This is a genomic window from Caballeronia mineralivorans PML1(12), assembly GCF_001028175.1.
In the GTDB taxonomy this organism is placed as follows: Bacteria; Pseudomonadota; Gammaproteobacteria; order Burkholderiales; family Burkholderiaceae; genus Caballeronia; species Caballeronia mineralivorans.
Genome location: NZ_AEJF01000108.1, coordinates 77,499 through 89,577, shown reverse-complemented (window position 1 = coordinate 89,577; position 12,079 = coordinate 77,499). Strand labels below are relative to the sequence as shown.

Annotated in this window: 12 protein-coding genes and 1 pseudogene; 9 read left to right on the top strand and 4 right to left on the bottom strand. The window is 56.1% G+C overall.

Going from position 1 to position 12,079, the window contains the following annotated elements; all coding sequences use genetic code 11:
- The first annotated feature begins 44 nt into the window (after positions 1-44).
- The 4 genes from EOS_RS17230 to EOS_RS17215 all read left to right on the top strand — a co-directional run bounded on the left by EOS_RS17230 (position 45) and on the right by EOS_RS17215 (position 2,952).
- Complete coding sequence (locus EOS_RS17230; RefSeq protein ID WP_047847869.1) at positions 45-953, top strand: SMP-30/gluconolactonase/LRE family protein; 909 nt, start codon at positions 45-47, stop codon at positions 951-953.
- Positions 954-969: 16 nt separating this feature from the next.
- On the top strand, positions 970-1,782 hold the full coding sequence (locus tag EOS_RS17225) for a GntR family transcriptional regulator (protein ID WP_053063921.1): 813 nt from the start codon (positions 970-972) through the stop codon (positions 1,780-1,782).
- Positions 1,783-2,380: 598 nt separating this feature from the next.
- Complete coding sequence (locus tag EOS_RS17220) at positions 2,381-2,617, top strand: type II toxin-antitoxin system ParD family antitoxin (RefSeq protein WP_047847868.1); 237 nt, start codon at positions 2,381-2,383, stop codon at positions 2,615-2,617.
- Entirely contained in the window at positions 2,614-2,952 is a 339-nt protein-coding gene (locus EOS_RS17215) for a type II toxin-antitoxin system RelE/ParE family toxin (RefSeq protein ID WP_047847867.1), read from the top strand. The genes EOS_RS17220 and EOS_RS17215 overlap by 4 nt, the downstream gene beginning before the upstream one ends.
- A 529-nt stretch (positions 2,953-3,481) precedes the next feature.
- On the opposite strand, the pseudogene EOS_RS17210 reads toward EOS_RS17215, so the two are convergent.
- The 3 genes and pseudogenes from EOS_RS17210 to EOS_RS17200 form a co-directional block, all read right to left on the bottom strand.
- Positions 3,482-4,159, bottom strand: a pseudogene (locus EOS_RS17210) (Tn3 family transposase); the annotation flags it as partial.
- Positions 4,160-4,232: 73 nt separating this feature from the next.
- Complete coding sequence (locus EOS_RS17205) at positions 4,233-4,817, bottom strand: TetR/AcrR family transcriptional regulator (protein ID WP_047847865.1); 585 nt, start codon at positions 4,815-4,817, stop codon at positions 4,233-4,235.
- A gap of 105 nt (positions 4,818-4,922) precedes the next feature.
- Positions 4,923-5,504 (bottom strand): TetR/AcrR family transcriptional regulator, encoded by a 582-nt coding sequence (locus EOS_RS17200; RefSeq protein ID WP_053063920.1) that lies wholly within the window; start codon positions 5,502-5,504, stop codon positions 4,923-4,925.
- Between the two features lie 422 nt (positions 5,505-5,926).
- On the opposite strand from EOS_RS17200, the gene EOS_RS17195 reads away from it, so the two are divergent.
- The 3 genes from EOS_RS17195 (at position 5,927) to EOS_RS17185 (ending at position 7,895) form a co-directional block, all read left to right on the top strand.
- The gene (locus EOS_RS17195) at positions 5,927-6,727 is read left to right on the top strand and encodes a MipA/OmpV family protein (RefSeq protein ID WP_160312507.1); all 801 of its coding nucleotides are present in this window, start codon (positions 5,927-5,929) and stop codon (positions 6,725-6,727) included.
- A 116-nt stretch (positions 6,728-6,843) separates the two neighbouring features.
- Positions 6,844-7,506, top strand: a complete 663-nt coding sequence (locus EOS_RS17190; RefSeq protein WP_047847906.1) for a DUF3313 domain-containing protein — start codon at positions 6,844-6,846, stop codon at positions 7,504-7,506.
- A 128-nt stretch (positions 7,507-7,634) separates the two neighbouring features.
- Positions 7,635-7,895, top strand: a complete 261-nt coding sequence (locus tag EOS_RS17185; protein WP_200908660.1) for a hypothetical protein — start codon at positions 7,635-7,637, stop codon at positions 7,893-7,895.
- An 868-nt stretch (positions 7,896-8,763) separates the two neighbouring features.
- On the opposite strand, the gene EOS_RS17180 is transcribed toward EOS_RS17185, so the two are convergent.
- On the bottom strand, positions 8,764-9,546 hold the full coding sequence (locus EOS_RS17180; protein ID WP_047847862.1) for a class I fructose-bisphosphate aldolase: 783 nt from the start codon (positions 9,544-9,546) through the stop codon (positions 8,764-8,766).
- Here EOS_RS17180 and EOS_RS17175 point away from each other — a divergent pair.
- Together EOS_RS17175 and EOS_RS17170 are read left to right on the top strand one after the other, a co-directional pair.
- Positions 9,545-10,534 (top strand): GntR family transcriptional regulator, encoded by a 990-nt coding sequence (locus EOS_RS17175; protein WP_235442851.1) that lies wholly within the window; start codon positions 9,545-9,547, stop codon positions 10,532-10,534. The two genes, EOS_RS17180 and EOS_RS17175, sit on opposite strands and share 2 nt — an antisense overlap.
- An 86-nt stretch (positions 10,535-10,620) precedes the next feature.
- Positions 10,621-11,970, top strand: coding sequence for an ABC transporter substrate-binding protein (locus EOS_RS17170; RefSeq protein WP_047847860.1), 1,350 nt, complete (start codon positions 10,621-10,623; stop codon positions 11,968-11,970).
- The last annotated feature ends 109 nt before the right edge of the window (positions 11,971-12,079 follow it).

Below are 12,079 nucleotides of genomic sequence, written 5' to 3'. Positions count from 1 at the left end.
CGTCACCATCATGGGCGCATGGTCGTAGAAAAGAAGGAGGCACGATGAGTTATTTTGAAGTGCACGATCCTCGGTTTTCCGATTTCCTGATTCCTATCTGTAGTCTCGAGAAGCTTCATACTGGCATGCGCTGGGCGGAGGGGCCGGTGTATGTCGCGGACGGGCGCTATCTTCTCTTCAGCGACATCCCGAATAACCGCATGCTTCGATGGGAAGAAGAATCCGGAAACGTCAGCGTGTTTCGGTTCCCGTCGAATTACAGTAACGGTAATACACGCGACCGGTCCGGGCGGTTGATAACCTGCGAACACGGCGGCCGGCGCATCACGCGTACCGAGCTGGACGGCAAGATCACGGTACTGGCGGAACGTTATGAAGGCAGCAGGCTGAATTCTCCCAATGATGTAGCGGTCAAATCAGACGGAACCATCTGGTTCACTGACCCGACGTATGGGATTTTGACGGACTACGAAGGCTACAAGGCGCACAGCGAGATAGGACGATGCAATGTCTATTGCTTGGACCCACGGTCCGGTCAGCTTGCGATCGTATGCGACGACTTCGATAAGCCGAACGGCCTGGCTTTTTCGCCAGATGAAAAGTTGCTGTATGTGGCAGATTCAGGCCGTACGCACGATCCACATGCACCTCACCACATCCGGGTGTTTGAGGTCGAGAGTAGCGGTACGTTGAAGGGCGGCGGTGTGTTTGCCGAAATCGAACCGGGTGTGCCGGACGGCTTGCGAGTTGATGTCCTCGGCAACGTCTGGGTGGCCGCCGAGGACGGCGTGCATTGTTATTCGTCTGACGGTGTGCTGCTCGGCAAGATAAGGACACCAGAAACGGTGGCAAATCTGACCTTTGGCGGCCCCCGGCGAAATCGCTTGTTTATTACCGCTAGCACATCACTCTACGCGGTGTTTCTTAATACGGCGGGTGTCCAGACACCCTGAACCCTGCGATGCCGGGATGCTTCGCCGGCGCCTGCTGGCCATCATTTTCGGGTTGCTCAGACTACCGTACAATGTCGATTATCAACATTTTTCAAGGCGACTTTCGGTGACTCTGAGAACAAAGACGCAGGCAGGGGTTCTCGCTCCCAAGCTGGCGGTCGACAGCGTCGAGTATGCTGCCATGCAGATCCGCGACGCGATCGTTTCCGGGCGATTTGCGCCCGGGACGCGCCTGATCGAGGCCCGGCTGACCGATCAATTGAACGTTTCCCGCCATCCGGTGCGAGAGGCATTGAAGCGTTTGAGCCGGGAGGGTTTTGTCGAGGTACGGCCAAACCGGGGTGCTGTTGTGGCAGAGATCAATCCGGAGAACATCCTTGAGGTGTATGCGCTCCGGTCCGCATTGGGAACAATCGCCCTTCGTGCGCTCGCGGCAAACCCGGAACTGTTGACCGGTACCGTGCTCCGTGACATGGAGCGGTTGGCTCGCAACGCGCTACGGTTTGCGAAGGAGTCGGACCAGAATGCCTCGATCAACAATCATCTCGAGTTTCAGGAAGCAATCGTCAAGGCAAGTCACCTTGAGAAGACGGCGCGCTACTTTGAAGAGTTGACGGCTGAAGTGGTGCGCTTCAACAATCTGCTGAACATGTCTTATACGGATCGTGAAAAAGATGCTGTCGAGCGCATTGATGCTTTGGCCAAAGCACTGAAACAACACGAATTTGATCACGCGGAGCAGATATGGAAACAGTCGTTTACCTTGGCGGCCGAGCGATTCCTTGCGCGCGTGACTGATAGCGAACGCGAAGCTGCGAAGCGCATCTGAGGCTGACGGCCAGAACTCGATGCAACGGTTAGACCGGGAGATCCTAAGGCGCTGTGCAGATAGGGGTGTGAGTCCTAGCCCTAGCTCAGGCGGATGTCGACCGCGACATGGCGTCCAACTCCTGTGCGCGCCGTTGTGAGCGCCGCGCGTACTAGAAGGTTCAAGCCGCGAGCGTGCCCATTGATCCGTAGCCGACCACCGATTGAATGACCTTGAACCGATCCAGCTCGCGCATCGTCATGGTGATCATCCCGGTAAGCGCCACGATGAACTCCGGCAGTCTGAAGAACCGGCATCCAGCATGGCCCGAAAACGGCTTGGCTACGACATTTGTACTTTGCCTAAGTACGACATTAGGATATTGCCTCTACAGCTTAAAAGTTGATAATTAGCATTATGTCAAATGAATACGTTATGAATTGACCAAGCGTACGGTCGAACACCGCGCGCACGGTCGCATATCCGGTGCTTTGTTCGCCCGACGTCAACTACCGTTCATAGTCTATGCGCACCAAAGCCGTAGCAGTCACTCTGTATCAGCCGCTCATAACACCGCATCACTTTGGCAAAATTTGCCAAAGCGTGCTAGAGTTGTTTTATGACGACTATGAACATTTCCCTACCGGATTCGCTGAAGGTCTACGTCGACGAACAGGTTGGCGAGGGCGGGTACGGCACGAGTAGCGAATACGTCCGCGAACTGATCCGAAAAGACCAAGATCGCAAGCGTCTGCGCGCAATAATCCTGCAGGGCGCAACGTCCGGCCTCGCCGCCCCGGTTGACGCCGACTACTTCGAATCGCTGCGCGCTCGCGTGCGTACTTCTCGCAAATGAGGGCTAAGCCCGTCATACCGACAAGGCTAGCCAGGCAGGACGTCGAGGACGAGGTGACGCACTACCTCGTAGACGAAGGCTCGGAGCAGGCTGCGCTCGGATTCATCGCGGAGATCGAGCAGGCTTACGAGCGTCTCTCCAAGCACCCGAACATCGGATCTCCCCGTTACGCGTACGAGCTGGGTATCCCAGACCTGCGGTCGTGGCCACTGGATCGGTATCCGCACCTAATCTTCTATATTGAGCGCGATGCTCATGTGGAAGTCTGGCGCGTGCTCAACGGCAAGCGTGATATTCCGGCTTGGCTGGAGAGCAACGACGATGAGACTCATTGACAGCCTCTGCACGACACCAGGTCCGTGAGGAGCATTCACGCACTTCCCCCTTTTGCCGCCCCATCGTGCACGGACATTGCATCTAACCAGCAGCCCTCCCCGCCATGCGCAGACTGTCACCTCGCACCTTGGAGGCACCATATATCCGAATTTGTGCAGCGGCCCACTGCATAAATTGATAACCCGCTCGCCTTAATACGCATAGGAATGCGAACTAAATTTCGATCATTCTTTTTATGTCAAATTAATTAGGTTACCGAATTAATACGCTAACTTGGATAGTTTCCGTATGTGCCACTGCCTAAGCGTCCCCTCAACTCGCTCAGCGATCGATCGCTTCGTGTGATATAGATCGACCGCCATCCACAGCGGGTAGGCGTCGGAATCTTGCTGCTGGGCCAGATGGTCCGAATTTGCGGCGCATGCTCGGTGTCGGCCGTAAGTCCAACTCACGGTTTCACGCGAAGAATGTTGTATCTATGGGCATACCTTAATTGTTTGCGTCCACTCGTCGGTCTACGAGGTTCGCCTGCAGTGCCTTGAGCGCGCGCGACATCCATTGCACGGTGTAGAGGATCACCATGTGCGCGACGAGCTGATTGCACTTGATGACCTTGCGCTGCTCGTGCCGGATATTTTCGGCGATGACGCTCCGGTTGCCGAACATCAGCCATTGCGCAAAACCGTTGAACTGTTCGCTTTTGTTGGTCTCGGCGTCACTCGTGCGGCGCATCTGCGGATCGCTGATGTATTTCAGCAGGAACAGCGTGCGGATTACACGGCCGAGTTCGCGGAACGCAAAATACAACTTGTTTTTCAGGGTCTCCGAGCCCAGGCGGCGCAGGATCGTCGAGGATTTCATCTTGCCCGCCTTGATCGAGATGGCTACGCGCAGTATGTCGGGGAAATGTCGTTCGATCAGTGCCCAGTCGATGGACTCGCGAAACGGTGAGCTGATGTTCTTATAGCACCTGAGGCGGTCGGCCTTGTAGAACCTCAGATCCCTGATGTTGCGAATGCGCGGCATCAGGTTGATTCCGAGCAGGTGCGTGAGACCGAATACCGGCGTGCTTTGCGCCTGCGTCGCGCCGTGAGCGGTATCGGGCTGCACGTCGGATGTATTCCTGATCAACCCGTCGAGAATGTAGACGGCCTCATGCACGCCGCACGGGATGAAATGGCTGAACAGCGCCCTCCGAAGATCTGAACTGTCAAGCCGAGGCCACTGTAACCGCGACTGGGAAAAGCATAGACTAACTATGTCCATCCGCAGCCTCCGTTCAAGCCGTCGATGTGTCTGACGGTGCCCCGCCCTGCCAACATTCTTCGTCAAGCAATCGTTCGAACAGTCTTTCGCGCTCCTGGGTTGAAAGTGGAGACATGCCTAGCAGATCGGTGAAAGCGAGACCAATCGCTGCAGCCCAACGAAACACCGCCAGATCCCCGTCAGACGCGTCCTCTCGAAGCCTCGTCAAGTTCACCGCGTGAGTCTCGCGAATGCTATCGAGAAGTTCCGGTTCCTGAACAAGCGCGGCAAGAACGGCCCGATTGACCGAATACCGCTGGTTGATGGTCTCCCTCATTGTCGCGATATGCGCAGCAAGACGCTGGGCCCTTTCGGGAACATGGTGGGATCGAAGATAAGCAATTTCAACCTCGCCGTAGTATCGTCTCTGATAATCCAGCAGTGCCTTCAGGACGCCCGTCTTTGTACGAAACTGATGCAGCAGCCCCCCTTTACTGATACCGCTTTCACGTGAAAGCGCATCAAAAGTGAGGCCACCGGGACCGTCTCGTGAAAGGATGGCGAGCGCCGCCTTGATCGCGGTGTTTCTTGAGCGCTCCGAACGGGTCGAGTTGTCCATCTTGTCCTGATTGAGTGTGCATCGGCGGATGCCGGCAGGCACAACAAATTACTAGGTTGAATCATTGCGCGTCAAGCAACAGAAGGGAGAGCCGATACAATCGCATCAATCCGATCGGGATGGCCTTTCGAAGGACGTCCATCGACTATTGTCAAGCAATTGGTCGAACAGACGGCTTCGCTCTTCGTCAGACAACGGAGAGAGGCCAAACAGTGTGTATAGTGCGAGTCCCCATCCTGCCTCCCAACGCAACAATGCGAGATCCGGGTCCGGTGCCTCCTTCCTGATCTGCTCCACTTGCTGCGCGAACATTTTCCTGGGCACTTCCATCGGGGTTGGATCATCCGCAAGGATGGACAACATGGCGCGAGCGGGCGACCGCGACCGCTCCACCATTTCACGCGTGGTCGCGATATGTAACGCCAGTGCTTGCTGCCCATCCTCCGGCGTTCGGGACGCAAGGTAATTGCGCCGGAAAACTTCGAAACTGTCGCTTCGATATTGGAACACTTCCTTGAGCAGAGCACTCTTGGAGTGGAAGTGGTGCGTCACCGCACCCTTGCTTATACCGCACTCACGGGCAATCGCCTCGAAAGTTAGCTTGGCTGCACCGTCTCGATCCAGAATTGTCAACGCCGCCTCGACAATTGCGTTTCGGGTTTGCTCTGAACGCGTAGGACTTTCCAAAATTCTGTCTCCCAAAAATAGCTACTCCGATCCCCCCCAAACGGAGACAGTGTTGATCGGGCCCCCAAGGGGTCCGGACGAACACACCTACTCTACGACACGGGAACATTGGAAGCGATCAGACCGTGTGCGTTAGGCCATGGCGTGAAGACCGTAGCGATAATTCTATTACAAAAACCGTCCAGACGTTTTTTTCCCTGAACTTTCATGATAGACTTCCTTCCGTAATGTTTACAAGACCAATAAAAACCGTCCAGACGGCTTTTCTTGGTCAATGGATGTTCCGGACCGGTTCCCGGCTCCCGGCTCCCGGCTCCCGGCTCGATCAAATAGCCAGTCGACCGGCCAGTACCTTTTCACATTTCATGGGGAAGCAAATGCGATCTGCGAAGCGACATGTATGCTCAGGATACCTAATTTTGTTGGCCACTTCCCTGCCTTTCGGCCAGGCCATGGCGCAAACCAGCACCGCACCGTCTGCTGCCGCGTCATCAACGAACGATCAGCTCACTGCCGACGGATGGCGCTTCTCGCTAGGTGCTGGCGCATTCATGGTCCCAAAGTATCCTGGCGCAAGAGATTACCGGTTTACGCCCGCCCCTCTCATCGGGGTAGGCTATGGACGATTCTTTTTCGGGTCCGTGCCAGACGCAAACGTTCCTTTTGGGCTTGGGGCCTTTTTGTACCGAGACGACCGCTTTCGTGTGGGCGTTGCCGTCTCCTACGACTTCGTCAAGCCCCGCAAAGAATCTGACGATGCACATTTGCATGGGCTGGGGGATATCGACCGAACAGCGCACGCGACGCTGTTCGCCAGCTACAACCTTGAGTGGCTTTCCGCAGTCGCTGCTGTCTCGCAGGACATTGGCGGAAAGCATCAGGGCACGACGGCATCGTTCGACCTGCTTGGCGCATATCGCCCCGTCAGCCAGCTCACTCTGACTGCAGGACCGGGCGTGACCTGGGCGAGCAGCCAGTACAACCAGACTTTCTTCGGCATCAGCGAAGCTGATAGCGCCCGATCGCGCTTGCCGCAGTACAACCCGGGATCGGGCATCGCTGCAGTCCGCTTCTCAGTAGGTGCTAATTACAAGTTCAACAAACACTGGAACCTCGGCGCGCGGGTTGTCGCAACGAGGCTGCCGGGAGCAGTTGGCAGCAGCCCCGTCGTGGAAAAGAAGAACCAGATTACCTATGGTGCTTTTGCCAACTACGTGTTTTGATGCACCCGTTTGCGAACCGTCTAGACGGTTTTATACCTAATCGCGTGCTGGCGCAAGCTGGCAAATGGCCATCCGATCGGCGCAATCGCTCGCGAGCGCCCAACCTGGACTCCAAAGTGAATCTCATCAAAAATCTTCGCCCACTACTGTGCGGTATCGCATTTTTTTCGTTGGTAGGCTGTGCGGGTGTACAGCCCGTTCCTTACTCTGGCATTCCGTCGTCGTCGTACCTGAAGCCGAACGCTCAGGACGATTCCAGCCGCGTCCCCTATCGCTATTCGACGGCCGTGAACTGGCGGTCTTACTCGAATGTGATGGTTGATCCCGTCGAAATCTACGATGGCAAAGATAGCCAGTTCGGAAACCTGAGTGATGAGGACAAGGCGGCCCTTGCTGAGTATCTGAGGACGACGTTCATGAAAAAGCTGGGGACCATGTTCGAGCCCACAGTGAAGGCGGCACCCGGCACACTTCGGGTCAAACTGATCCTGACTGGCGCCGAGTCGACCAAACTAGTGGCCGGGCAAGTCACCCATTTCGACATTTTCGGCAACATCTATAACGGCGTGCAGGCGGTTCGAGGCGAGAAGAGCGCCTTTGGCGGATCGGTGTCCTACGTCGTCGAGATCTACGATGCGTCGAATAACAAGTTGCTGAACGCCTACTTGACCAGGCAGTATCCGAATGCGATGAACATCACTGCCAGCTTTGGATCGCTTGGGGCGGCTAAGGTTGGCGTTGACAAGGGAGCAGATGCATTGCTCGCCCAGCTCCGCTAACTCCGGCCGCTCCCCGGTCTTTGGCGCAGGTCGCGAACATGCACCTCCCGACGCACAAGGCTCGAAATGACTGCCTGTGCCTTGTTTGCACCTGCCCCGCACAAACTCGAACCGCCTGGTGATTTGTTGTGATGCTCGCGATTGCGAATTTCTTTGCACTGAGCGCGCCACCACCTTTGATGGTCGCGCTGATATTCGTTGCCGTGTACCTGCTGGTCGGCGTTCCCCTCCAATTCCTGCGAGGCGCATTGTCTCGAGATATTTGGGGTTCACTAGCCGGCATATTTGCGGGGTTGCTGTACATCACGTTTGTTTTTGGCATATACCCCGACATTCACGATGCCAATGTGCACCGTGCCGTCACGTCGGGCGAGCAACTAAGACGATGATGGATGCCGTGGTGATGGGTTACGTCCCACTTGAGCGCTGCCGCTTGGATGTGTGCAAACCTAACGATAAAGTTTTTCCCCGGCGAGGGAATGGACTGGCACCGGGAAGTCTCATCAACATCCGCAGGATGGCATTCTTTCAATCAGCAGGACTTTTTATGAATTCCTTCATTCCACCCAGTACCGTCATTAGGCGCAGCTATCAAACACTGCTTATCTGGATCGTTCCGATCGTAACGGCACTGGTAAGTGTGCTTGTTATCACCCTGGTCTTTTCTGCTGATGTTCCAAGGTTTGTAGAGAGGTTTCCGTCCGCGGGAATGACCGTCAACCAGCCGCCGCCTCTCAGGGTAGGGTGCGTACCTTCAACGAAAACGCCTCTACGTAAGGCGACCTTCACCACACCTCCTGCGGTTATGCAGACACCGCCAGACACACCGAATTGGGGCGCAGTATAGGCAAGATTGAAAATCGACATGCCTCCGTACGGCGCTGTCAGGTTGATTTATCAGTGCCATCACCGGGCGCTTACAAAAGATCTTGACAACTTCCTGGTCATAGAAGGGCACCCCATGACGCACGCACGAGATTGAAAATCCGACGCGCATCAAGGCCCTTTTCCGCGCGCTGTCGTTCGGTCACCAACCGGATTCGACGTCCGTAATATATAGTCGGATACTACGAAGCGCATGCTCCGTCCACTCGGATGCGCTGTCGACAATTAACGGCTTCTTGCGAGGGCAGTTGGCGCAGAAGCGGTAATCGATGAAAGCGAGCTGCGAATTCCTGAAAAAACACGCAGATAGCATCGCGGGCATTACTTCTGCGTGTTAATCCTCGTAGCGCGGTTCGACTTCTCGAGCAAATGTCAGTCGTTGAACTTTACTTCTCGCGTGAGTTTGGCTATATCAGCCAGCACCTTCTCTCCCTCGCTACGCTCGCGCTGCCATATGTTACGGCCGACAATCACGCCGCGAGCGCCCGAACGGATTGTCTGCGCAACGGCATCGACGGTGTCCGCTGGGTTCCCCGCGAGGGGCCCGCCGGCAATAACGAGGGGGACCTTCAGTTCTTCGACGAGACGTCGCGTGCGATCTTCGCCCGGAAACGCGATCTTGATGATATGCGCGCCAAGGTCATATGCGATTCGCGCGATCTTCTCCTCTTGCTCGATCACCTCCTCAGTACGGGGCGCGCCAATAATCACCGGCTCGAGAACCAAGGGAATCTCCCAGCGGTTGCATTCATTGACGATTTTCCCAACACGTGTGCACATCGCCACGCGCTCTGCATTGGACATGTTCCATGGAAACAGCATCTTTACCGCGTCCACGCCCATTCTCACGGCTTCTTCAATATCGGTAATCAGGCCGTGTGATCCGCCGCCGTCCATCTCTCGGTAGTCATAGTAGGTGTCGATGGTGAGCACGCGCGTCAGCTGCGGATTGGCCGCGAAATAACCTGCCGTTTGCCGCACTTGGCCCGGCGTCATCATGAAGCCTGTCACATCGTTTTTTCCCCATGCTGAGAAAGGCGCAGACGGCGTCTCCAGTCCTTCGATCCGGTCAAAAATCAAGCCGTGATCCACCGGCATTATGATGGCGACGCGATCACTGGGGAGAGTGCGGCGCAGGCGATATTCCATTGACATGACGGTTCCCTTGAATGCTGTTGGGGCGCAGTGCGGACGCGGCCCGGTTGATGAATTGATGACTAAATACGTACTGTACGTACAAGACGTACAACATATTACACACGAATTTCGTCGCACCAAGATAGGGTTTATCCCTCCCTACCCTTGGCCAAAACACACGCATATACTTGGTACGTCTTGTACGTACAACACCTACAAAACGGATCTTATGAATAAAGCTATTCGTCCGCCGCGTGGTATCGACCGAACCTCGCCAGTCCCGTACTACCTGCAACTGTCAACGCTGATGCAGCAGGCAATCGACCGTGGCGAGTACGCGCCCGGGGACAGGCTGCCGACCGAGAGCGACCTTTGCCGCGACTACGACCTCGCGCGCTCAACCGTCCGGGAAACGTTGCGTCACCTGGTCGACGAGGGCCGCATCAAAGTAGTGCCGCGTCGTGGAGCGTTTGTCGCCGAGCAGACCGGTTCGGGCTGGCTGCTACAGGTGGCCCAGGGCTTCTTTGAAGCCGAGGTCGACCATCACCATCGCGAAGTTGAAACGCGAGTGATAGAAGCTATGTGCTGTCCGTTACCTGATGCTGCAGCGGTGGCGCTCGATCTGGAGGGCGGAGACGACGGATTCAAGCTCGCACGGGTTCGACGTCTTGACGGCAATCTCGCGCTTTATTCAGTCAATTACATGCTTCCGGAGATTGAACAAGCAGTGCGATCGAGTGAGGTGATGTCCGGCGGCGGCTCACTGAACAAGGTATTGCAGTCGGCGGGTTTCGAAGTATTCCGCGCACGCCGAAGTGTCGAGGCCGTTGCGGCGACCGAAGAGCTGTCTAAGTTGCTCGCCGTTCCGGCTCACACGCCGCTGTTGTTGATTACGTCCGTTTCATGGGATCGAAATAACAAACCTTTCGACTTCTACACGTCGTGGTTGCGCAGTGATGTGGTGAAGGTAACGGTGGAAGCGCAGGCAGCCGTAGGGAATGACTAAGTAGCGATTAAATAACGACCAGTGTTCGTGTCATTTCAGACGTTGATCCGCTCAACGTCATCAAACAACAAAGTTAGGAGACTTAAATGGTTAGCCAAGCGAAGTTGCGTTCGTTGACGTTGTCGGTTGTCCTTGCCGTGACGTCGATTGCGGGATTTTCCACCCTCGCCTACAGCGAGCCGGTGACATTGACGGTCGCCCTCGCGGCGAATCCGCAGATGCAGACGGCCGCGAAGTTGATCGGAAATTTCGAGCAGAAGTACCCCGACATCAAAGTGCGGTTCCAGACGCTTCCCGAGAACCAGTTGCGGCCAGCGGTGCTTAAGGATGTTGCGACGAAGTCTGGTCAGTACGATGTCGTGATGATTGGCGCGTATGAAGTACCGCTGTGGGCGCAGAAGGGCTGGATCACCGATCTGAGTACCCATGCAAGCGCGGATACCGCGTGGAACCAGGCTGACCTTCTGAAGCCGATCCGCAATCTGGTCTCGTATCAGGGAAAGCTCTTCGCGACGCCCTTCTACGGATCGTCATCATTTGTCTTTTACCGCAAAGACCTCTTCGCCAAGGCAGGCTTGACGATGCTGCCGACGCCCACCTGGGACCAGGTCTCCCAGTACGCAGCCAAGCTCGATAACAAGAGCGCGGGGGTAGCCGGAATCTGCCTGCGCGGCGTTCCTGGCTGGGGTCAGAATCTTGCGCCTTTGACGACGGTGATCAACACGTTCGGCGGCCGTTGGTTCAATGAGAAATGGCAGCCGCAACTCTCCGAAACCAAGACAAAGGCCGCAATCAATTTCTACGTCAATCTGCTTCGCGAGCACGGGCAACCAGATGCGGCAAAAGATGGATGGCAGGAATGTCTGCAACTGTTCACTCAGGGCCATGCGGCGATGTGGTACGACGATACGGTGTTTGCCGGTCCGGTCCTCGAACAAGCGGCCCCGGGCTTGAAAGACAACATCGGCTTTGCGATGGCGCCAGTGAACGCGACGAAGGCCTCCGGCTGGCTCTGGGCATGGGGGCTTGCCATCCCGAAGACGAGCCGGAACCAGGAAGCGGCGTGGAAGCTGATCGCTTGGTTGACCAGCCCCGAGTACATCAAACTGGCCGGCACGAAAGCGGGCTGGGATCAGGTGCCTCCCGGTTCACGTACGTCAACCTACCAGATTCCGGAATACAAGAAAGCCACTGTTGCATTCGGCGATCTGACGCTCGCATCGATCAACGCAGCCGATCCGTTACATCCGACCATCATGCCAGTCCCTTACACCGGCGTGCAGTACGTCGATATTCCGGAGTTTGAACAGATTGGCGACTTCACGTCGCAGCAGCTTGCCGGCGCCATCAGCGGGCAGATCACAGTTGACCAGGCGATCGACGCGTCCCAGAAGAAGATCGTCGACATCATGCAGGACAGCGGATACACCAAGTAATGCGAAAGTCACGTTGAGTTCATCAGAACGGAGCCGGCGTCCGCGACGCCGGCTGTTTCAACCTGGGAAGAACGGTCATGTCTTATTCAAGCGTTACTACTGCTCCACC

Bases quoted from the DNA above. Each gene is read 5' to 3' on its own strand.
- EOS_RS17215 (WP_047847867.1), top strand. From the start codon at position 2,614: ATGAGGGCTAAGCCCGTCATACCGACAAGGCTAGCCAGGCAGGACGTC.
- EOS_RS17220 (WP_047847868.1), top strand. From the start codon at position 2,381: ATGACGACTATGAACATTTCCCTACCGGATTCGCTGAAGGTCTACGTC.
- EOS_RS17180 (WP_047847862.1), bottom strand. From the start codon at position 9,546: ATGTCAATGGAATATCGCCTGCGCCGCACTCTCCCCAGTGATCGCGTC.
- EOS_RS17205 (WP_047847865.1), bottom strand. From the start codon at position 4,817: ATGGACAACTCGACCCGTTCGGAGCGCTCAAGAAACACCGCGATCAAG.
- EOS_RS17225 (WP_053063921.1), top strand. From the start codon at position 970: ATGCTTCGCCGGCGCCTGCTGGCCATCATTTTCGGGTTGCTCAGACTA.
- EOS_RS17170 (WP_047847860.1), top strand. From the start codon at position 10,621: ATGGTTAGCCAAGCGAAGTTGCGTTCGTTGACGTTGTCGGTTGTCCTT.
- EOS_RS17175 (WP_235442851.1), top strand. From the start codon at position 9,545: ATGACGGTTCCCTTGAATGCTGTTGGGGCGCAGTGCGGACGCGGCCCG.
- EOS_RS17230 (WP_047847869.1), top strand. From the start codon at position 45: ATGAGTTATTTTGAAGTGCACGATCCTCGGTTTTCCGATTTCCTGATT.